Annotated in this window: 13 protein-coding genes, 1 tRNA gene and 3 rRNA genes; 11 read left to right on the forward strand and 6 right to left on the reverse strand. The window is 49.0% G+C overall.

Features of this window, described 5'->3' with window-relative positions; genetic code table 11:
• Window positions 1-5 precede the first annotated feature (5 nt).
• Window positions 6-1,625: a bifunctional phosphoribosylaminoimidazolecarboxamide formyltransferase/IMP cyclohydrolase gene (gene purH, locus K9N75_RS01400; RefSeq protein WP_130973706.1), complete on the reverse strand. Its 1,620-nt coding sequence runs from the start codon at window positions 1,623-1,625 to the stop codon at window positions 6-8.
• Between the two features lie 612 nt (window positions 1,626-2,237).
• Between purH and K9N75_RS01405 the strand changes: the two genes are divergently transcribed.
• From K9N75_RS01405 to K9N75_RS01425, 5 genes are all read left to right on the forward strand, one after another.
• A 16S ribosomal RNA gene (locus K9N75_RS01405) occupies window positions 2,238-3,780 on the forward strand.
• Between the two features lie 138 nt (window positions 3,781-3,918).
• Window positions 3,919-3,994: transfer RNA gene (locus tag K9N75_RS01410), tRNA-Glu, on the forward strand.
• 249 nt (window positions 3,995-4,243) lie between these two features.
• Window positions 4,244-7,152 (forward strand): 23S ribosomal RNA (locus K9N75_RS01415).
• Window positions 7,153-7,266: 114 nt separating this feature from the next.
• Window positions 7,267-7,382 (forward strand): 5S ribosomal RNA (gene rrf, locus K9N75_RS01420).
• Together the 16S, 23S and 5S rRNA genes with 1 tRNA gene alongside form the textbook arrangement of a ribosomal RNA operon.
• Before the next feature lie 238 nt (window positions 7,383-7,620).
• A complete protein-coding gene (locus K9N75_RS01425) occupies window positions 7,621-7,998 on the forward strand; it encodes a YjaA family stress response protein (protein WP_008814690.1) in 378 nt (125 codons plus the stop codon).
• Between the two features lie 41 nt (window positions 7,999-8,039).
• Here K9N75_RS01425 and actP read toward each other — a convergent pair whose 3' ends face one another.
• The 3 genes from actP to acs form a co-directional block, all read right to left on the reverse strand.
• Window positions 8,040-9,698: a cation/acetate symporter ActP gene (actP, locus tag K9N75_RS01430; protein WP_008814691.1), complete on the reverse strand. Its 1,659-nt coding sequence runs from the start codon at window positions 9,696-9,698 to the stop codon at window positions 8,040-8,042.
• Window positions 9,695-10,006: a DUF485 domain-containing protein gene (locus K9N75_RS01435; protein WP_004095228.1), complete on the reverse strand. Its 312-nt coding sequence runs from the start codon at window positions 10,004-10,006 to the stop codon at window positions 9,695-9,697. The genes actP and K9N75_RS01435 overlap by 4 nt, the downstream gene beginning before the upstream one ends.
• Window positions 10,007-10,127: 121 nt before the next feature.
• Entirely contained in the window at window positions 10,128-12,086 is a 1,959-nt protein-coding gene (acs, locus tag K9N75_RS01440) for an acetate--CoA ligase (protein WP_008814692.1), read from the reverse strand.
• A 739-nt stretch (window positions 12,087-12,825) separates the two neighbouring features.
• On the opposite strand from acs, the gene gltP reads away from it, so the two are divergent.
• Window positions 12,826-14,130 (forward strand): glutamate/aspartate:proton symporter GltP, encoded by a 1,305-nt coding sequence (gene gltP, locus K9N75_RS01445; protein ID WP_008814693.1) that lies wholly within the window; start codon window positions 12,826-12,828, stop codon window positions 14,128-14,130.
• An 82-nt stretch (window positions 14,131-14,212) separates the two neighbouring features.
• Here gltP and dhaR read toward each other — a convergent pair whose 3' ends face one another.
• Window positions 14,213-16,102 (reverse strand): dihydroxyacetone kinase operon transcriptional regulator DhaR, encoded by a 1,890-nt coding sequence (dhaR, locus tag K9N75_RS01450; RefSeq protein ID WP_224452581.1) that lies wholly within the window; start codon window positions 16,100-16,102, stop codon window positions 14,213-14,215.
• A 226-nt stretch (window positions 16,103-16,328) separates the two neighbouring features.
• On the reverse strand, window positions 16,329-17,810 hold the full coding sequence (gene tolC / locus K9N75_RS01455) for an outer membrane channel protein TolC (RefSeq protein ID WP_016361102.1): 1,482 nt from the start codon (window positions 17,808-17,810) through the stop codon (window positions 16,329-16,331).
• A gap of 218 nt (window positions 17,811-18,028) precedes the next feature.
• Here tolC and nudF point away from each other — a divergent pair, with 218 nt between their 5' ends.
• The 5 genes from nudF (at window position 18,029) to parE (ending at window position 22,638) form a co-directional block, all read left to right on the forward strand.
• On the forward strand, window positions 18,029-18,688 hold the full coding sequence (nudF, locus tag K9N75_RS01460) for an ADP-ribose diphosphatase (RefSeq protein ID WP_130973960.1): 660 nt from the start codon (window positions 18,029-18,031) through the stop codon (window positions 18,686-18,688).
• Between the two features lie 17 nt (window positions 18,689-18,705).
• Window positions 18,706-19,131, forward strand: coding sequence for a DUF1249 family protein (locus K9N75_RS01465; RefSeq protein WP_008814697.1), 426 nt, complete (start codon window positions 18,706-18,708; stop codon window positions 19,129-19,131).
• An 88-nt stretch (window positions 19,132-19,219) separates the two neighbouring features.
• On the forward strand, window positions 19,220-20,047 hold the full coding sequence (gene cpdA / locus K9N75_RS01470; protein WP_008814698.1) for a 3',5'-cyclic-AMP phosphodiesterase: 828 nt from the start codon (window positions 19,220-19,222) through the stop codon (window positions 20,045-20,047).
• A 2-nt stretch (window positions 20,048-20,049) separates the two neighbouring features.
• Window positions 20,050-20,634 carry an esterase YqiA gene (gene yqiA / locus K9N75_RS01475; protein ID WP_035503916.1) on the forward strand — a complete coding sequence of 195 codons (585 nt, stop codon included), beginning with the start codon at window positions 20,050-20,052 and terminating at the stop codon, window positions 20,632-20,634.
• Window positions 20,635-20,742: 108 nt separating this feature from the next.
• A complete protein-coding gene (gene parE, locus K9N75_RS01480; protein WP_004095246.1) occupies window positions 20,743-22,638 on the forward strand; it encodes a DNA topoisomerase IV subunit B in 1,896 nt (631 codons plus the stop codon).
• Window positions 22,639-22,670: the final 32 nt, after the last annotated feature.

A 22,670-nucleotide genomic window follows, 5' to 3' on the forward strand; every position in this document is an offset into this window, starting at 1 on the left:
AAGAATTAATGACGGAAATGACGCATATCCGTGAAGATCATCGCGATGCCATGTTCATTTGCGGCGGCGATAACCTCATCGTCACGAATTGATCCACCAGGCTGAATGACGCAGGTGATTCCCACAGAGGCGGCTGCATCGATACCATCGCGGAATGGGAAGAATGCATCGGAGGCCATCACTGAGCCAGCAACCTCTAACCCTTCGTCGGCGGCTTTGATACCTGCGATTTTAGCGGAGTAGACTCGGCTCATCTGGCCTGCGCCAATACCGATGGTCATCTTGTCTCGTGCATATACGATTGCGTTGGATTTCACGAATTTTGCCACTTTCCAGCAGAACAGGGCATCACGCATTTCCTGCTCGCTAGGTTGGCGAGTGGTGACGACGCGCAGGTCAGATTCTTTGACCATGCCTAAATCGCGATCCTGAACCAGTAAGCCACCGTTAACACGTTTGAAATCCAATCCATTTTGGCGAGCATTCCATTCGCCACAGGCTAAGACACGCACGTTTTGTTTGGCTGCGAGTAACTCAAGCGCAGGTTCGCTGATATGTGGGGCAATGATAACTTCAACAAACTGACGACTAATAATCGCCTGAGCGGTTTCGGCGTCGAGCTCACGGTTAAAGGCAATGATGCCGCCAAAGGCAGACGTTGGATCCGTTTTATAAGCGCGCTCGTAGGCATCTAAAATAGAACCACCAACGGCAACGCCACACGGGTTAGCATGCTTCACGATTACACAAGCAGGCTCACTAAACTCTTTCACACACTCTAGTGCGGCATCAGTATCTGCGATGTTGTTATAGGAAAGTGCTTTGCCCTGCAGTTGGTTAGCGGTGGCCACGGAGGCTTCTGTCACGTTCTCTTCTATATAGAAGGCAGCGTCTTGATGGCTATTCTCACCGTAGCGCATGTCTTGTTTCTTTATATAGCTAAGATTGAGTGTCCGTGGGAAGCGGCCAGAAGGTTCTTCGGTATTGCCATAATAAGGAGGAACCATCGTTCCAAAGTAATTCGCGATCATGCCATCGTAGGCAGCGGTGTGCTCGAATGCCTTAATGGCCAAATCGAAACGCGTTGCGTGGGTTAAAGAACCTTCATTGCTATCCATCTCATTAATGATGGCATCGAAGTCACTATTGTTCACCACAATCGCAACGTCTTTATGATTCTTGGCTGCCGAGCGCACCATGGTTGGTCCACCGATATCGATATTCTCAACGGCGTCGGCTAAAGAGCAATCTGGGCGAGCTACGGTTTGAGCGAAGGGATAAAGATTCACAACAACCATATCGATAGGCTTAATATCGTGATGAGACATAATGTCATCGTCTTGGCCGCGACGACCAAGGATTCCGCCATGCACCTTAGGATGCAAAGTCTTCACTCGTCCATCCATCATTTCGGGGAATCCTGTGTAATCAGAAACCTCGGTCACGGGTAAACCTGCTTCCGCTAACAGGCGGGCAGTGCCGCCAGTTGAAAGCAGCTCAACGCCACGCGAACTGAGCGCCTGAGCGAACTCAACAATACCGGCTTTATCAGATACGCTGAGTAGCGCACGGCGAATCGGACGGTAAGCGGAAGCTGAGCTCGTGTTTTGTGAACTGGAATGCATGGTAGTTATATCCCTCGGCTATGGAATCGCAATATAAAGAGCGTTATGTGAATACGGCATGCCCGTTTTATTCAAATAACGCCCCTTCGTTGGAAGAGGTCGAAAGATTTTAGCGCATCCAGATTGTAACGAAAACGTTTGCGTGATGCTCGTCAAATTTGTCACCAATATCGTTCTGTGGATAAGTTTGTGCACAAACGGGTATAAGGCGGGGTTTTGCTGTGGAATGCAGCAAACGATCGATTTATTGGAAATTAGGGGTTGTCAGCCTGCGAGAACTCCCTATAATGCGCCTCCATCGACACGGAACATGTGAATCACTTCACATCCTCTCCAAAGTTCGACAGAGAAAAAATCCTGAAATTATGGGTTGACTCTGAAAGAGGAAAGCGTATTATACGCCACCTCGAGTTAGCAAGCTAAGTCTCCTAACTCACTGCTCTTTAACAATTTATCAGACAATCTGTGTGGGCACTCACAAGACAATATCTAACGTCCTCGGACGATAAAATATTAAAGTCTTGAAGAGTGACCAAGCAGTAATTCATTTTTGAATTATTACGAAAGTTAATTTTCGAGCATCGCTTCACGTGTTGAAGCACATCAAGCTTTTAATTGAAGAGTTTGATCATGGCTCAGATTGAACGCTGGCGGCAGGCCTAACACATGCAAGTCGAGCGGTAGCACAAGAGAGCTTGCTCTCTGGGTGACGAGCGGCGGACGGGTGAGTAATGTCTGGGAAACTGCCTGATGGAGGGGGATAACTACTGGAAACGGTAGCTAATACCGCATGACGTCTTCGGACCAAAGTGGGGGACCTTCGGGCCTCACGCCATCAGATGTGCCCAGATGGGATTAGCTAGTAGGTGGGGTAATGGCTCACCTAGGCGACGATCTCTAGCTGGTCTGAGAGGATGACCAGCCACACTGGAACTGAGACACGGTCCAGACTCCTACGGGAGGCAGCAGTGGGGAATATTGCACAATGGGCGCAAGCCTGATGCAGCCATGCCGCGTGTATGAAGAAGGCCTTCGGGTTGTAAAGTACTTTCAGCGAGGAGGAAGGCATTAAGGTTAATAACCTTGGTGATTGACGTTACTCGCAGAAGAAGCACCGGCTAACTCCGTGCCAGCAGCCGCGGTAATACGGAGGGTGCAAGCGTTAATCGGAATTACTGGGCGTAAAGCGCACGCAGGCGGTTTGTTAAGTCAGATGTGAAATCCCCGAGCTTAACTTGGGAACTGCATTTGAAACTGGCAAGCTAGAGTCTTGTAGAGGGGGGTAGAATTCCAGGTGTAGCGGTGAAATGCGTAGAGATCTGGAGGAATACCGGTGGCGAAGGCGGCCCCCTGGACAAAGACTGACGCTCAGGTGCGAAAGCGTGGGGAGCAAACAGGATTAGATACCCTGGTAGTCCACGCTGTAAACGATGTCGACTTGGAGGTTGTGCCCTTGAGGCGTGGCTTCCGGAGCTAACGCGTTAAGTCGACCGCCTGGGGAGTACGGCCGCAAGGTTAAAACTCAAATGAATTGACGGGGGCCCGCACAAGCGGTGGAGCATGTGGTTTAATTCGATGCAACGCGAAGAACCTTACCTACTCTTGACATCCAGAGAATTTGCTAGAGATAGCTTAGTGCCTTCGGGAACTCTGAGACAGGTGCTGCATGGCTGTCGTCAGCTCGTGTTGTGAAATGTTGGGTTAAGTCCCGCAACGAGCGCAACCCTTATCCTTTGTTGCCAGCGAGTAATGTCGGGAACTCAAAGGAGACTGCCGGTGATAAACCGGAGGAAGGTGGGGATGACGTCAAGTCATCATGGCCCTTACGAGTAGGGCTACACACGTGCTACAATGGCATATACAAAGAGAAGCGAACTCGCGAGAGCAAGCGGACCTCATAAAGTATGTCGTAGTCCGGATTGGAGTCTGCAACTCGACTCCATGAAGTCGGAATCGCTAGTAATCGTAGATCAGAATGCTACGGTGAATACGTTCCCGGGCCTTGTACACACCGCCCGTCACACCATGGGAGTGGGTTGCAAAAGAAGTAGGTAGCTTAACCTTCGGGAGGGCGCTTACCACTTTGTGATTCATGACTGGGGTGAAGTCGTAACAAGGTAACCGTAGGGGAACCTGCGGTTGGATCACCTCCTTACCTAAAGATAGCGTTAAGTGCAGTGTCCACACAGATTGTCTGATGAAATTAATGAGCAAGAGCACCTGTTGATGTTGTGAGTTTTAAGACTCATGCTGATACGAAACGAGAAAGTGTAAGCTTTGTCGGTATTTTCGTGTCCCCATCGTCTAGAGGCCTAGGACACTGCCCTTTCACGGCTGTAACAGGGGTTCGAATCCCCTTGGGGACGCCATTCCGATAATGAGTGAAAGACATTATCACCTGAATATCTTAAAGATGACTTGATTAAGTCGTGTTTAAGATATTGCTCTTTAACAATCTGGAACAAGCTGAAATTTGAAAGCTTAAGCCGCTGTGAGAATGACTTCGGTCAAACACTGACACAGCGAGCATTAAGCAGTCTCTCAATTTTTTGCAATCTTGAATGTTGTCTTGAACCGGTTCGTAACCGCGTTCACCAAGAGACACCTTCGGGTTGTGAGGTTAAGTGACTAAGCGTACACGGTGGATGCCTAGGCAGTCAGAGGCGATGAAGGACGTGCTAATCTGCGATAAGCGTCGGTAAGCTGATATGAAGCGTTATAACCGACGATTTCCGAATGGGGAAACCCAGTGCAATTCGTTGCACTATCGTTAAGTGAATACATAGCTTAACGAAGCGAACCAGGGGAACTGAAACATCTAAGTACCCTGAGGAAAAGAAATCAACCGAGATTCCCCTAGTAGCGGCGAGCGAACGGGGAGCAGCCCAGAACCTTAATCAGCGTATGTGTCAGAGGAACGGTCTGGAAAGTCCGGCGATACAGGGTGATAGCCCCGTACTTGAAAATGCATATGCTGTGAGTTCGATGAGTAGGGCGGGACACGTGACATCCTGTCTGAATATGGGGGGACCATCCTCCAAGGCTAAATACTCCTGACTGACCGATAGTGAACCAGTACCGTGAGGGAAAGGCGAAAAGAACCCCGGCGAGGGGAGTGAAATAGAACCTGAAACCGTGTACGTACAAGCAGTGGGAGCCTCTTTTATGGGGTGACTGCGTACCTTTTGTATAATGGGTCAGCGACTTATATTTTGTAGCAAGGTTAACCGAATAGGGGAGCCGTAGGGAAACCGAGTCTTAACTGGGCGTCAAGTTGCAAGGTATAGACCCGAAACCCGGTGATCTAGCCATGGGCAGGTTGAAGGTTGGGTAACACTAACTGGAGGACCGAACCGACTAATGTTGAAAAATTAGCGGATGACTTGTGGCTGGGGGTGAAAGGCCAATCAAACCGGGAGATAGCTGGTTCTCCCCGAAAGCTATTTAGGTAGCGCCTCGTGAACTCATCTTCGGGGGTAGAGCACTGTTTCGACTAGGGGGTCATCCCGACTTACCAACTCGATGCAAACTACGAATACCGAAGAATGTTATCACGGGAGACACACGGCGGGTGCTAACGTCCGTCGTGAAGAGGGAAACAACCCAGACCGCCAGCTAAGGTCCCAAAGTCATAGTTAAGTGGGAAACGATGTGGGAAGGCATAGACAGCCAGGATGTTGGCTTAGAAGCAGCCATCATTTAAAGAAAGCGTAATAGCTCACTGGTCGAGTCGGCCTGCGCGGAAGATGTAACGGGGCTAAACTATGCACCGAAGCTGCGGCAGCGACACTTAGGTGTTGTTGGGTAGGGGAGCGTTCTGTAAGCCTGTGAAGGTGGCCTGTGAGGGTTGCTGGAGGTATCAGAAGTGCGAATGCTGACATAAGTAACGATAAAGCGGGTGAAAAACCCGCTCGCCGGAAGACCAAGGGTTCCTGTCCAACGTTAATCGGGGCAGGGTGAGTCGACCCCTAAGGCGAGGCCGAAAGGCGTAGTCGATGGGAAACAGGTTAATATTCCTGTACTCGGTGTTACTGCGAAGGGGGGACGGAGAAGGCTAGGCTATCCGGGCGACGGTTGTCCCGGTTTAAGCGTGTAGGGGGTGTGACTTGGTAAATCCGGTCGCATATCAACCCTGAGGCGTGATGACGAGTCACTACGGTGATGAAGTAGTTGATGCCAAGCTTCCAGGAAAAGCCTCTAAGCTCTAGGTAACATTGAATCGTACCCCAAACCGACACAGGTGGTCAGGTAGAGAATACCAAGGCGCTTGAGAGAACTCGGGTGAAGGAACTAGGCAAAATGGTGCCGTAACTTCGGGAGAAGGCACGCTGGCGCGTAGGTGAAGTCCCTTGCGGATGGAGCTGAAGCCAGTCGAAGATACCAGCTGGCTGCAACTGTTTAATAAAAACACAGCACTGTGCAAACACGAAAGTGGACGTATACGGTGTGACGCCTGCCCGGTGCTGGAAGGTTAATTGATGGGGTCAGCCGCAAGGCGAAGCTCTTGATCGAAGCCCCAGTAAACGGCGGCCGTAACTATAACGGTCCTAAGGTAGCGAAATTCCTTGTCGGGTAAGTTCCGACCTGCACGAATGGCGTAATGATGGCCAGGCTGTCTCCACCCGAGACTCAGTGAAATTGAACTCGCTGTGAAGATGCAGTGTACCCGCGGCAAGACGGAAAGACCCCGTGAACCTTTACTATAGCTTGACACTGAACATTGAGCCTTGATGTGTAGGATAGGTGGGAGGCTTTGAAGTGTGGACGCCAGTCTGCATGGAGCCAACCTTGAAATACCACCCTTTAATGTTTGATGTTCTAACTCCGGTCCCTAATCGGGATTGAGGACAGTGTCTGGTGGGTAGTTTGACTGGGGCGGTCTCCTCCTAAAGAGTAACGGAGGAGCACGAAGGTTAGCTAATCACGGTCGGACATCGTGAGGTTAGTGCAATGGCATAAGCTAGCTTGACTGCGAGAGTGACGGCTCGAGCAGGTACGAAAGTAGGTCATAGTGATCCGGTGGTTCTGAATGGAAGGGCCATCGCTCAACGGATAAAAGGTACTCCGGGGATAACAGGCTGATACCGCCCAAGAGTTCATATCGACGGCGGTGTTTGGCACCTCGATGTCGGCTCATCACATCCTGGGGCTGAAGTAGGTCCCAAGGGTATGGCTGTTCGCCATTTAAAGTGGTACGCGAGCTGGGTTTAGAACGTCGTGAGACAGTTCGGTCCCTATCTGCCGTGGGCGTTGGAAGATTGAGAGGGGCTGCTCCTAGTACGAGAGGACCGGAGTGGACGCATCACTGGTGTTCGGGTTGTCATGCCAATGGCATTGCCCGGTAGCTAAATGCGGAAAAGATAAGCGCTGAAAGCATCTAAGCGCGAAACTTGCCTCGAGATGAGTCTTCCCTGAGACCTTGAGTCTCCTAAAGGAACGTTTAAGACTAAGACGTTGATAGGCTGGGTGTGTAAGCGTAGCGATACGTTGAGCTAACCAGTACTAATGATCCGTGAGGCTTAACCTTACAACACCGAAGGTGTTTTGGTTGAGAGACTAAGACAAAGAGTAAGCTTGTTCAAAGATTGGATTAACTGGCTGGGTATAGCGATATACGCGGCGGGTTGATTAACAGAATTTGTCTGGCGGCAACAGCGCGGTGGTCCCACCTGACCCCATGCCGAACTCAGAAGTGAAACGCCGTAGCGCCGATGGTAGTGTGGGGTCTCCCCATGCGAGAGTAGGGAACTGCCAGACTTTAAATAAAACAAAAAGGCCATCCGCAAGGATGGCCTTTTTGTTTTGTCTGAAGCTTGTTGGTAAGTGTCTTGAAAGAGTAGGATAACCTTGTCGGAAACGAGGCTGAGCGACGCTATGCATTGACTCACAAGTCGACTTTCAGGGAAGTTCAGCGTAGTGAGCAGACGTTAAATAAAAGACCTCGCTCTTTAAGCAGGTGCTTTGCTATTTCAAAACCAAAACAAGGATACGTTTTGTGAGCTTAATCTATATTCAGATACGAACAAATAAGATAACGGTACGGAATATCGAGACCCAACAAGAAATTACCGGATCTGCGTTATTTACCACAGAACGTTTGCTGGTAGGCCAATTTTTCCCTGCTGAAAAACTGTTGCGCGAATTAGCTCAGCAAGTGATGCCACGCTTCAATACTCCTTTTAATCGCCCCGGTCTGCTTGTACATGCATTAGATATGTTCGAAGGTGGGCTGTCTCAAATAGAAGATCGGGTGTTAAAGGAAATCACTGCTCGCACTGCGTTTAGGAACAGTGGCTTGGTTGTCTATGCTGGTGAGAGAACGTTGAGCGATATGGAAGCTAAAGCGATTTTTGAACAGTACAGAAATAATTAAATCTGCTATAGGGAAAAGGGCTCCGAAGAGCCCTTATTTATTTAATGAGAAGTCCCTTGCGAGATCCCTACCCCCGTTTGTGAGCGTACAAACTGCGAGTAGAAACGCCCACGTTCCTGCACTGCCGCCTCTGAATTATCGGTAATCGAGAAGAGCCAAGTGCCAATAAATGCAGCAGCCATTGAGAACAGCGCCGGATATTCATAGGGATAGATTGGCGTTGCATGCCCCAATACTTTGACCCAAATAGTTGGGCCTAAGATCATCAAGACTACGGCTGTTAGTAGGCCTAACCAGCCGCCAACCATCGCACCGCGAGTCGTTAATTTCGACCAGTACATGGAAAGAATCAGGATAGGGAAGTTGCAGCTGGCCGCAATTGAGAACGCTAAGCCCACCATGAAGGCGATGTTTTGGTTCTCAAATAAAATACCTAACCCAATAGCGACCACACCGAGCACTAACACGGTGATTTTGGAGACTTTCAGCTCATTGCGTTCAGTGGCTTTGCCTTGCTTGAAGACATTGGCATAGAGGTCGTGGGAGACCGCTGAAGCACCCGCAAGAGTTAAACCAGCAACTACGGCAAGAATAGTGGCAAAGGCGACCGCAGAGATGAATCCGAGGAAGAAGCTTCCACCAACTGCATCTGCTAAGTGAACGGCTGCCATATTCGTGCCACCAATCAGTGCGCCCGCAGCGTCTTTAAAGGCGGGATTTGAACCCACTAACACGATAGCACCGAAGCCGATGATGAAGGTTAGGAAGTAGAAGTAGCCCATAAAACCAGTTGCGTAGAACACACTTTTACGTGCTTCTTTCGCATCGCTGACGGTAAAGAAACGCATCAGGATATGAGGCAATCCTGCGGTGCCGAACATGAGTGCTAATCCCAGAGAAAGTGCGCTGATTGGGTCTGATACCAATCCCCCAGGACGCATAATCGCAGCGCCTTTCGGGTTGACCTCCATTGCCTGGTTAAACAGGGTATTAAAGCTAAAGCCGACGGATTTCATGACCATGATCGCCATGAATGATGCGCCAGCGAGTAGTAATACAGCTTTAATAATCTGAACCCATGTCGTTGCTAGCATTCCGCCAAAAAGAACATACATCACCATCAATACACCGACTAATACCACGGCGATATGATAGTTCAGGCCAAATAGTAATTCGATTAGCTTACCTGCCCCTACCATTTGAGCAATTAGATACAGGGCCACGACAACCAATGAGCCGCAGGCAGATAAGGTTCGAATGGGTCTTTGCTGTAAACGATAGGATGCAACGTCTGCGAAGGTATAACGTCCAAGGTTACGTAGGCGTTCAGCAACGAGGAACAACATGATTGGCCAGCCAACCAAGAAACCTAGTGAATAGATTAATCCGTCGTATCCTGAGGTATATACCAGAGCTGAAATCCCCAGAAATGATGCGGCAGACATAAAGTCACCAGCCATCGCCAAACCATTTTGCAGACCCGTGATATTGCCGCCCGCGGTATAGTAGTCTTTACGTGAGCGTGTGCGCTTTGAGGCCCAGTAGGTAATATAGAGCGTTGCTCCAACGAAAATAACGAACATCACGATGGCTTGGATGTTTAACGGCTGCCGTTCGACCGCGCCAGTAATAGCATCTGCGGCATAGCTCGAAAAAGACATGGCTGCGAGAACAAAAAGCATCAAAAGACGTGATTTCATTGCCCAGCCTCCTGAAGAACCTGATGGTTGAGGCGATCGAACTCACCGTTGGCACGAATGACGTAAATGCCGGTTAACACAAAGGAAACCACTATCAGGCCAACGCCAATAGGGATCCCGCGGGTTACACTGGAGCCTTCAGAAATTGGCGTTCCCAGCCAGCCAGGTGCAAAAGCAATCAGTAAAATAAAACCGAAATATAAAATCATCATTATCCAGGAAAGAGTCCAAGCGAATCTTTCACGTTTTTGCACCAGTTCCTTGAAGCGCGGGTTATTTTCAATCCTTTGATAAATGGCATCATTCATCAGAGCGACTCCTAGTAAGGCATTGATTGAATAAAAGCTGTCCCACAGGCATAGCCTTGAAAGCGATGCCAATGTGGTCAGCTCTTTGCCGCGCTCAGGCGGCGATACGTCGTGCGACTAATTAAGATGAAACTTCCATTGATTGTTTTTCTTCTAACAACTTCTCTACGACTCCCGGATCTGCCAGTGTTGAGGTATCTCCCAGATTACTCGTGTCTCCGGCTGCAATTTTGCGCAGGATACGACGCATGATTTTCCCCGAACGGGTCTTAGGCAGCGCATCGGTCCAATGCAAAATATCAGGTGTGGCTATCGGGCCAATTTCTTTGCGCACCCAGTTGCGCACTTCGGTATAGAGCTCTGGTGTTGGCTCTTCTCCGTGATTGAGTGTGATATAGGCGTAAATTGCCTGACCTTTAATGTTATGCGGAACGCCGACTACGGCTGCTTCGGCAATTTTTGGATGGGAAACCAGCGCTGACTCAATTTCTGCGGTTCCTAGGCGGTGGCCAGACACATTGAGAACATCATCAACGCGCCCGGTGATCCAGTAATACCCATCTTCGTCCCGACGAGCGCCGTCGCCGCTGAAGTACATGCCTTTAAAAGTGGAAAAGTAAGTTTGTTCAAAGCGATCGTGGTCGCCGAACAACGTACGCGCCTGTCCCGGCCACGAGTCGACCATCACGAGATTACCCTCGCAGGCACCTTCTTGAGGTATTCCGCCGTTATCGACTAATGCTGGCTGCACGCCAAAGAAAGGTAGGGTGGCAGAACCGGCTTTGAGTTCAATAGCTCCTGGCAGCGGAGTGATCATGAAGCCACCGGTTTCGGTTTGCCACCATGTGTCCATGATTGGGCACTTACTATTACCAATCTTGTTGAAGTACCACTCCCAAGCTTCAGGGTTTATCGGCTCACCTACCGAGCCCATGATACGCAATGAGGTACGCTGAGTACCCTCAGTGGCTTTATCACCTTCGGCCATCAGTGCACGAATAGCCGTTGGTGCAGTGTATAGAATATTGACTTGATGCTTATCAACCACCTGCGATAAGCGGTTTACGCCAGGATAATTAGGTACGCCTTCAAACATTAATGTAATTGCACCATTCGCCAATGGTCCATACAGCAAGTAGCTGTGGCCAGTGACCCAGCCAACGTCAGCGGTACACCAGTAGATATCGCCGGGATGGTAATCGAAGACATATTTAAATGTGGTTGCGGCATAAACTAAATAACCGCCGGTGGTATGCAAAACGCCTTTGGGTTTGCCCGTTGAGCCAGAGGTATACAGAATGAAGAGTGGATCCTCAGCATTCATCTCTTCCGGCGGGCAGTTAGCATCGACTTGCTCAATTAGATCGTGCCACCACAGATCGCGGTCTGAGTTCCATTCACCTTGTTTGCCAGTACGCTTGAACACCACGACGTGCTCGACGCTCTTCACATTTGGATTCTTCAGTGCGTCATCCACATTCTTTTTCAAAGGAATAGGGCGACCTGCGCGCAACCCTTCATCAGCGGTAATGACGATTTTTGAATTAGAATCGATGATGCGACCAGCAACGGCCTCTGGTGAGAAACCACCAAAAATGACGGAATGAATGGCGCCAATGCGCGCGCAGGCCAGCATTGCTACGGCGGCTTCAACCACCATAGGCATATAGATAGCAACAACATCGCCTTTTTTGACGCCAAGTTTCTTAAGTACGTTGCCAAAGCGGCATACGTCGTGATGTAACTCTCGATAGCTTACGGTTTTGCTTTCCTGTGGATTGTCACCTTCCCAGATGATCGCGGTTTGATTGCCGCGTTCCTCTAAATGACGATCTAGGCAGTTTGCTGCCAAATTCAAAGTACCGTCTTCGAACCAACGGATACTGACATGACCAGGATCGAATGATGTGTTTTTTACTTTGCTATAAGGTTTCATCCAATCGATAATTTTTCCGTACTCAGCCCAGAATCCATCGGGATCTTTGACTGAGCGTTGGTAGAGTTCACGGTACATTTGTGGGTTAATCAGGGTATGTTCTGCAATGTTTGCAGGAATAGAATGCTTATGGATCTGGCTCATCGTTATCCTCCTTGCGGATGTTAATATTATGTCAATATAAGGTTAAAAATGATTCGCGCGCTCGATTTGTGTCTTTTTTGCGCGATTGATCACGCAATAAAAATATTGGTATCTAGCAAGGGGATTACGTGGAAGGTTGGCTTAGCATGTGCTCATCTAAGATAAGTCAGTGGGAGGTAATAAAATTATAAGAGCCTGAAGAAAATAACGTAGAGAAACAATATATAAATTAATAGTCAGTGATAAAGAAATTAAAAATAATCTCTGGCAGGACAAATAATCAGATAATAAAAATGAATAATAGGATAGGTTATTTTCTCATCATGATTAGGAGTATTAGCTTCCGTTATATCCTCCATTGCACCATCATGGTGCATAATACCTCGACAGTTCTTGGTTAATTATTCGTTTCATTCCAAGATTATGTCAAAAAACATGCATAATTAATCGATTGAGTGTCATCCAGTGTTAGCAAGGATGAATGGGTTTATTTTCCTTTTATAACAAATGGTTATTTCTTTTCGTGATTTATATGAGACAGGGCGTTATGCGGTTTCAGCGTACATCGCGATTCAATATTGGCTTGCGGAAAGCCACCGCAAAATGATACAGAATATAGGTCGCATTTAGACAGGTCGCGATAGGAAATGAGTAAATACTTTACGGAATAAAAACTACAGCTGCAGATAAATATAAGAAGCTGGGTAGGCTCTATTATCATTGAGGAACATTTTCGGGAATGAAGAAATTTAAATTTACACTTGCTTGGCAAATCGTCGCTGCATTAATTTTAGGTATCATCGTTGGTGCTGTATTGCACAATCAGGAAGAGTCACGCGTTTGGTTAGTTAGCAATATTTTGAGCCCTGCGGGCGATATCTTCATTCGTCTGATTAAGATGATTGTTATCCCCATCGTGATCTCTACGCTGATTGTGGGTATTGCTGGCGTGGGTGATGCGAAGAAGTTGGGACGAATCGGCCTCAAAACTATCATTTACTTTGAAGTTATCACTACGGTTGCAATTATCGTGGGGATCACGTTGGCCAACGTTTTCCAGCCGGGGCATGGCATTGATATGTCTACGTTGGCAACGGTGGACATCTCCCAGTATGAAAAAACGACGGAACAGGTGCAGAGCGGATCTCATAGCCTAGTTTCAACCATTCTGGCATTGATCCCATCGAATCTGTTTGCCTCAATGGCTAAAGGCGACATTCTGCCTATCATCTTTTTCTCAGTGCTGTTTGGTTTAGGACTATCGTCTTTGCCAAAAGAAACTAAAGAGCCGCTGCTAAAGGTATTTAAGGCGGTTTCGGAAAGCATGTTTAAAGTGACTCACATGATCATGCGTTATGCTCCTATCGGGGTGTTTGGCTTGATCTCTGTGACCGTGGCGAACTTTGGTTTTGCCTCTCTAGTACCATTAGCTAAATTGGTGGTGCTAGTTTACTTCGCGATTATCTTCTTTGCGTTGGTGGTGCTGGGATCAGTGGCTAAGTTATGCAAACTCAATATCTGGACATTGATCAAAATCCTGAAGGATGAGCTGATTCTGGCTTACTCCACGGCGAGTTCTGAAACGGTACTACCGCGTATCATTGAGAAAATGGAAGCTTACGGTGCGCCTAAGTCCATCACCAGCTTTGTGGTGCCGACGGGTTACTCTTTTAACCTCGATGGTTCTACCTTATACCAAAGTATTGCGGCCATCTTTATTGCTCAGCTTTATGGCATTGATTTATCTATCGGGCAGGAGATCGTTTTGGTGCTGACGTTGATGGTAACCTCTAAAGGTATCGCCGGTGTGCCAGGCGTATCTTTTGTCGTGTTGTTAGCCACGCTTGGCAGCGTGGGTATTCCATTAGAAGGATTAGCGTTTATTGCAGGCGTTGACCGTATTCTTGACATGGCTCGTACTGCGTTGAACGTGGTAGGGAATGCGTTGGCGGTCCTCGTGATTGCCAAGTGGGAGCATCAGTTCGACCGCAAGAAAGCGAAAGCTTATGAAGAGAATATGTTGGTGAAGGCCGAACAGTTTTAAAAGCGAACTATCGACCTTGTTCTTGGATACCAAGTCTATCTAACCGCCTCCCCTTAGATGAGGGGGCGGTTATCAAAATGAATTAGTCACTCTTAAACTGTTCCATTTCCAACTGATACTGCTTCAGTTTGCGCCATAGCGTCGTGCGCCCAATTCCCAGCATTCTTGCCATATCATGAGGTTTACCCTGTGCTGCATGAGCCGCGCGGATAATTGCTTGGCGCTCTGCATCCTCCAATGACATCACTGGCGTCAACAAGGGGCTTTCCGGCTCTACCGTCAGTTTTTCCGTCATTAAATGTTCGGGCAGATCGGCCATTCGAATATGGTTATGCTGACAAATCATCGCCGCGCGTTCGACGACCCCTTTCAACTCCTGATCGTTACCCGGCCACGGGTAGTCGCGTAATTGAAGCAGAACGGCTTCGTCGATTTGATAACGGCAATGGAAATGTTGACCCAAAATATTCAGATGATGAGTCACCAGCAGCGGTATATCCGACTGGCGCTGACGCAGTGGTGGAATCTGTAGCTCGAACGACTGCAATGTATAGAACAACTGACGACGGAATCGACCTTGTTTAACCAACAGCGGTAGATTTGCGCCAGTCGCGGCGATAATGCGTACATCGACCGGGATAATACGGCTGGAGTTTTGGCGCATGATAACGCCCGTTTTAATGATCTGGAGGAGTACAGACTGCATCTCTGGTAGCAAATATTCTATTTGCTCCAAATACAGCGTGCCGCCGTTTGCTAGCTCAAACTTGCTTGGCAGGCCGGCGTCGGTTTCGGTCGCGTCACTGCCGAGCAATTCTTTAGCGAACTGGCCTTCAACCAGAGTTTGGCAGTTAATAGCGATGTATGAGCTGTTAGCCCGTTCGCTGGCGTTATGGATTGCCTGAGCCAGTAGCTCCTTGCCGACGCCTTCTTCCCCCTGTAGTAGAATAGGGTGTTGACCGCGTGCTGCCTGACGGCCGTATCTCAGCAGGCGACGCATATCGAGCGAACCAGCGGGCATTTGTTCAAAGGTTTGGCTGACCTTTCCCAACTGATGATTCACCAACCTTCGCAGTTGATCTAGCGGATGCAGCAATGCGATAAAGCCGCAGTGTTCACCGTCAGGAACGGGCTTCAGCGTGAGCAGCGTAGCGATAAATTGTTTGCGGCTTTCAAACGTCATTTCGACATGATTAAGCGGTAGCCGTTGCTGAATGGCATGTTGTAACAATGAAGGCAGAGTAAGCAGCGAAGGAAGCGGGCGACCCAAACTATTTTGTTCATCTAACAGCAGCATCCCCGCAGCGCGATGATTCAAATATTGCAGACAGCCGTTGTGATCCCATGCAAGGACACCATCTTCCACGCCATCTAACAGCGCGTAAAGCTCGTTGAGGTGACGATTGGTTTCTGACAGCAACGCATCAGTATGTAGCGAATTACCAATTTCGCGAGCAATGGCTAATGTTAACGGTAAATCACTGACCGCATAGTCTGCTATCAGACATGCAATGACGATAACGGCACGCTGTCGACCACTGTTGTCATACACCGGCGTTGCGCTGCAGTGCCATGCGCGTAATGCCTGCTTGAAATGCTCGTCACCATGTACCTGAACAGGATTACCGTCGCGCATTGCTAGCGCTGGAGCGTTAGTACCAATATGTCCTTCGGCCCAATAGCTGCCGATATCAAAGCCGAGTGCGGCGAGTGCGGTTCGCGTTTTTACGTGCCCACATTGCCAAAGCAAACAACCGCTTTCATCGAGGATCTGCAAAACACAGGGACGTGACTCCATATATTCATAGGCATCTTCTAGCGCTGCTTGGCCTAATACCAGCAGGTCGTTTTTACGTTGGCATATGGAGCGTAGCGTTGCCCCTGCTGCGCGGTGAGGCATTTTCCACGGCATGGGCTGCATCAGCTTTTGGCAGCGCACCCAAGATTGATAAATCGGCTGTGCAGGACGCATTGTCTCCGGCAAATTTCCGTGAGAGAAAAAATAGATCCAACGGTCGGAAGAAGTATCTGGCTGCACAAATAAAATCCATCAGTAAAAGACAAGTGGTTATTAAAGCGGGAAAAGAGGAACAATTCCGTGAGCTGGATGCAAACGAAGGGCTGATAGCGCCAAAAAAGCAAAGGGGCGAAAATTCGCCCCTTTGTCATCTCGCCACAGCGGCATCTAACATCGTAGGTTAGTTGCGGAAAGGATTCTTACCTTTGCTGCTAGAGGTGCTGGATACTGGAGTCGCTTGTGCAACTGGTGCAGCGCTGTAGTCGCTGTTAACCTGGTCGGCTTGTGTTTTACCCTGCGGAGCAATAATGTCCGGTGTGGTAGAAACAGGCTTAGTCAGGCCGCCGTTAAGCGCCATCAGATCGTTTTGGTTCAGCGTACCCAATGCGTATTTGATATTGAGCTGGCTGATCAGGTAATCGTAACGTGCGTTAGACAGGCTTTCCTTCGCGCTATACAGCGTGGTAGTTGCGTTTAGCACGTCAACGATAGTACGTGTACCAACCTGATAACCGGCTTCGGTCGCTTCCAAAGAGCTTTGTGCAGACACGACGGCCTGACGATAAGCTTCAACGCCGCTGATAGAGGCAGAGATGTTGTTAAAGGAAGATCGAACGTTTTGAATAACGCTACGATGTGCGCTTTCCAGAGATTCACTTGCACCAACAAAGTTATATTGTGCCTGTTGAACCTGAGAATTGGTTGCACCACCTGAGTACAGCGGCAGGTTGAACTGTAGGCCGATAGTGTTTTGGCCCTGATAGCTGCTGGCTCCGTTTGAGTTCTGCGCTTTCTGGCTGTTAGACAAACTGTTGTAGTCTGTATTGCTGACACCAGAAGATGCAGTCAGATCCAACGTTGGCATATAGCCTGTCTGTGCATATTTGATCTGCTCACGAGCCAAATCTTGGCTCAGGCGAGCGCTCAATAATGACAGGTTACGCTTTTCAGCCTCTTGCAGCAGACTATTCACATTCTCTGGTTTAGTGGTTGAGAAACGCTCTACGTTCAGAGAGTCCAACTGACCATAGTACTGACCGGTGATTTGGCGCAGTGCTTCCAGAGAGTTATCCAAATTGTTACGCGCTGTCACTTCGTTAGCTAACACCAAGTCGTATTGAGCGCGGGCGTTCTGTACGTCGGTAATAGCAACCAAGCCCACGTTAAAACGCTGGGTGGTTTGATCTAACTGACGATAAATCGCTTCTTTATTGGCTTCAATGTAAGACAGCGCATCGATAGCGCGCAGCACGTTGAAGTAAGCCGTTGCTGAATTCAGCATCAGCGTCTGTTCGGAAGACTGATAAGAGACGTCTTGGATACCCGCCTGTTTTTCAGTTAGAGAAAGCTGACGCCATTTTGACATGTCAAAAATGGTTTGAGTCAATTGCAGCGACGCGCCGTAGTTATTCGAGTTCAAGCCGTCGTTGTCGCGCATCCCATTGGTATAAGTATAATCTGCGCCCAAGCCAAGCTGTGGTAACAGTGGGCTACGGGACTCGTTAATCTTCTCAAAAGCCACATCGCGATCTGCCGCAGCTTTACGCAGATCGGGGTTACTTTCCTTGGCTTGCTGATATACCTGCATCAGGTTTTCTGCATGGCTTAAAGTGGTAAAGCCACCAAGGCTCAGGCCAATAAGAAGGGGGAGCAGTTTCTTCATTTGCATTCCTTGTTGTGCAGCAAAGTTGCTATTGTAACGCTGACTAAAGTCATATAGCCGCCGATTCTACCAGAGACCGTATCTTAAGGAGCGTGGCTTTACGTGCCATCCCCCTTAATTTACCTAAATAAACAGTAAAGTGATTGAGTATTTTCAGATTGACCTCAAATCAATATTATTCATGCTAACCATCACACCACTTTTAGGAATTTAGCCGTATGAGCGAAAAAAATCCGTCACCCGTCACGTTTAGTAAAAATGATGTTGAAATTATTGCACGGGAATCGCTCTACCGCGGCTTTTTTTCGCTAGAACGTTATCGTTTTCGGCATCGTCTCTTTGATGGCAGTATGAGTGGCGAGGTTGTACGTGAGGTTTTTGAGCGCGGACATGCTGCAGTTCTGCTCCCTTATGACCCTGTACGTGATGAAGTTGTGCTAGTGGAACAGATTCGCATTCCTGCGTTGGACTCTAGCCAAACGCCTTGGTTGCTGGAGATGGTGGCAGGGATGATTGAGCCCGGCGAGACGGTAGAAGACGTTGCCCGTCGCGAAGCACAGGAAGAAGCAGGCATTCATGTGCAACGCTGTAAGCCGGTGCTTAGCTATCTGGCAAGCCCTGGCGGTACGAGCGAACGCTTATCTATTATGGTCGGTGAGATTGACGCGGAAAAAGCCTCCGGCATCCATGGCTTACCAGAAGAGCATGAAGACATTCGAGTGCATGTTGTGAGCCGCGATCAGGCGTATCGCTGGGTGGAAGAAGGGGTGATCGACAATGCTGCATCGGTTATTGCATTACAGTGGCTGGCGTTGCACCATGAGTCGCTTCGCCGCGAGTGGATGAATCCGCAATTCGGTTGTAGCAGCGCCAACTAATTTGGATACAGATATATATGATGAAGCGTTATTCCCCTGATTTTCCTCTAATGATGAGGCTGTGTGAGACTAATTATGCACAATTGCGTCGTTTGTTACCGCGCAAGGACGAAGTTGGCGAATCGCAGGGATATCAGGTCAATGGCGCGAGTTATCAGATAAAAATTACGGAGTCGACGCGTTATACCTCAATGGCTGAAATCACCCAGACCCAGCCTGAACCGGGACATTGGGGGTTACCTTCAATGAGTGTGCGCCTGTATCATGACGCCATGGTTGCGGAAGTGTGTGCAAGCCAACAGATCTCTCGGTTTAAAGCACGTTATGATTATCCGAATAAAAAGTTGCATCAACGCGACGAAAAGCATCAAATTAACCAGTTTCTTGCAGACTGGTTGCACTATTGTCTGACGCATGGAGTTATGGCAATTCCTGTATATTAGAGCCTGTTTTGCTGCGCTGAGCCCTAACAATCGACGCAATGATTATTTTTACAGATTCTTGGCAGACTAAAGTCATAAAGGACACCATTTGGAAAGCCTGTTTCAACTAACCGTGGCACGTGGGGCTCCGGTTAGGATTTTACAAATCACAGACACTCACTTGTTTGCGGGTGAACATGAGACGTTATTAGGCGTCAATACTCATCGCAGCTACCACGCAGTGCTAGAGGCGATCCATGCCGAAGCTCGCCCGTACGACATCGTTGTCGCCACCGGTGATTTGGCGCAGGATCACTCTGTGGCGGCATACCAGCATTTTGCGAACGGTATTGCGACGCTTAATAAAACCTGTCTGTGGCTTCCGGGTAATCATGATTTTCAGCCAGCAATGGTCGATACGTTGGCCAATGCAGGTGTGAATCCCGCGAAGCATATGTTGCTAGGCGATTACTGGCAGATTATTTTGTTAGATAGCCAAGTTTTTGGTGTTCCCCACGGAGAGCTAAGCGACTACCAACTTGAATGGTTGGAGCGTACGCTTTCGCTGTATCCGCAGCGCCACGCTCTGATTTTATTGCACCACCATCCGTTGCCGTCAGGCTGTACATGGCTTGATCAGCACAGCCTGCGTAATGCACATATGCTAGGGGAAGTTCTGCAACATTACCCTCTGGCGAAAACTTTGCTATGCGGACATATTCATCAGGATTTGGATTTGCAGTGGGAAGGCCGCCGTTTGTTAGCGACGCCATCAACCTGTATTCAATTCAAACCGCTATGCACCAATTTCACGATTGACACTCTATCGCCCGGGTGGCGTTATCTGGATCTGCATCCAGATGGGACGCTCACGACTGAACTGCATCGTTTAGACGGTACAGAATTCAGACCGGATCTCGACTCTGACGGCTATTAATGATGCCCACGCTTTTATATCTCCACGGATTTAACAGTTCTCCCCGTTCTGCCAAGGCCACTGCGTTGAAACAGTGGCTAGCGGTTAATCACCCAGAAATTACGATGCTGGTTCCTCAACTCCCGCCTTATCCGTCGGATGCAGCGGAAATGTTGGAAGAGATAGTGATGTCTCGTTCTGGACGTCCTCTGGGAGTGGTGGGTTCTTCTCTGGGTGGATATTACGCCACGTGGCTATCGCAGTGCTTCACGCTACCGGCGGTCGTTGTAAACCCCGCAGTTAAGCCCTATGAGCTGTTAATTGACTTTTTAGGGCAAAACGAGAATCCCTACACCGGCCAACAATATGTGTTAGAGTCTCGCCACGTTTACGATCTGAAAGTCATGCAGGTTGAACCATTGGAATCACCGGATCTCCTCTGGTTGTTACAGCAAACTGGTGACGAAGTTCTGGATTATCGACAAGCTGTGGCTTACTACGCGTTATGCCGCCAGACCATTGAGCCTGAGGGGTCACACAGTTTTGTTGGTTTCGAGCGATTTTTCCCACAGATCGTCGATTTCTTAGAGCTGGCCACCGATTATTAACAGAGTGGTAAGGCTTATACCTACCGAGCGGAATATGGCTTCGCCAGAGCAAAGTACTGCTTTGCACCGCTCGGTCGACGATAACTAACGACTTATACGATTCATACCATGACTCAATCCAGCTATAACGCTGATTCTATTGAAGTTCTCAGCGGCCTAGAACCCGTGCGCCGTCGTCCGGGTATGTACACCGATACCACGCGTCCTAACCATTTGGGTCAGGAAGTCATAGATAACAGTGTCGATGAGGCGCTGGCTGGCCACGCATCTCGCGTAGAGGTCATTTTATATCCCGATCAATCGCTGGAAGTGATTGATGATGGGCGCGGTATGCCGGTGGACATTCACCCCGAAGAAGGCGTACCTGCTATTGAACTGATCCTGTGCCGCTTGCATGCAGGCGGTAAGTTCTCGAATAAAAACTATCAGTTCTCCGGTGGCCTGCACGGCGTAGGTATTTCGGTAGTAAACGCCTTATCCAAACGCGTTGAAGTCACCGTACGCCGCGATGGACAGGTGTATCAGATGGCATTCGAGAACGGTGATAAGGTCGAAGATCTGCATGTAACCGGCACCTGCGGTAAACGCAATACCGGTACTAGCGTACACTTCTGGCCTGATGAACAGTTCTTTGACAGCCCTAAATTCTCGGTTTCTCGCCTCAATCATTTGCTGAAAGCTAAAGCGGTATTGTGTCCGGGCGTCGAGATTGTCTTTAAAGATAAGCTGAACAACACCGAACAGCGCTGGTGCTATCAGGATGGTCTGACCGACTATCTGATGGAGGCTGTGAACGGTCTTATCACTCTGCCAGAACAGGCATTTACCGGCTCCTTCTCAGGTGATACCGAGGCCGTTGACTGGGCCCTGTTGTGGCTGCCGGAAGGCGGTGAGTTGCTGACTGAAAGCTACGTTAACCTGATCCCAACCATGCAAGGCGGTACGCACGTTAACGGTTTGCGCCAAGGCCTGCTCGACGCCATGCGTGAGTTCTGCGAATTCCGTAATCTTTTGCCGCGTGGCGTTAAGCTGTCGGCGGACGATATCTGGGAACGCTGTGCATACGTGCTTTCGGTGAAAATGCAGGATCCGCAATTTGCGGGTCAAACGAAAGAACGTTTGTCTTCGCGTCAGTGTGCGGCCTTTGTTTCTGCCATTGTTAAAGATGCTTTCAGCGTTTGGCTTAACCAAAACGTGCAGGTGGCCGAACAACTGGCTGAGCTGGCGATTTCCAGCGCCCAGCGCCGCATGCGTGCCGCTAAAAAAGTGGTACGTAAAAAGCTGACCAGTGGCCCAGCGCTGCCGGGTAAATTAGCCGACTGTACCGCACAGGATCTTTCCCGCACCGAGCTCTTTCTGGTGGAAGGGGATTCCGCTGGTGGCTCTGCTAAGCAGGCTCGTGACCGTGAATATCAGGCCATCATGCCGTTAAAAGGTAAGATCCTGAACACGTGGGAAGTTTCTTCTGACGAAGTACTCGCCTCGCAGGAAGTACACGATATTTCCGTGGCGATTGGTATCGATCCAGACAGCGACGATCTCAGCCAGCTACGCTACGGCAAAATTTGTATCCTTGCGGATGCTGACTCCGATGGTTTACACATTGCTACGCTGCTATGTGCGCTGTTCGTGCGTCATTTCCAATCGTTAGTACGCGGTGGGCATGTTTATGTTGCCATGCCGCCACTGTTCCGCATCGACCTCGGCAAAGAGGTTTATTACGCGCTGGATGAAGAAGAAAAAGCCGGTGTGTTGGAACAGCTCAAGCGTAAAAAGGGTAAGCCGAACGTACAACGCTTCAAAGGGTTGGGCGAAATGAACCCGCTCCAACTGCGTGAAACAACGCTTGATCCAAATACGCGTCGTTTGGTGCAGTTAACCATCGATGATACCGATGTCGATCAAACGATGGCGGTGATGGATATGCTGTTGGCGAAGAAACGCTCCGAAGATCGTCGCAACTGGTTACAGGAAAAAGGTGATCTGGCGGATCTGGACGTCTAGTCCAGAGTGCTCTTCACGCTGATAACGGATCG

Origin of the sequence: Hafnia paralvei, from assembly GCF_020150375.1 — a bacterium.
In the GTDB taxonomy this organism is placed as follows: Bacteria; Pseudomonadota; Gammaproteobacteria; order Enterobacterales; family Enterobacteriaceae; genus Hafnia; species Hafnia paralvei.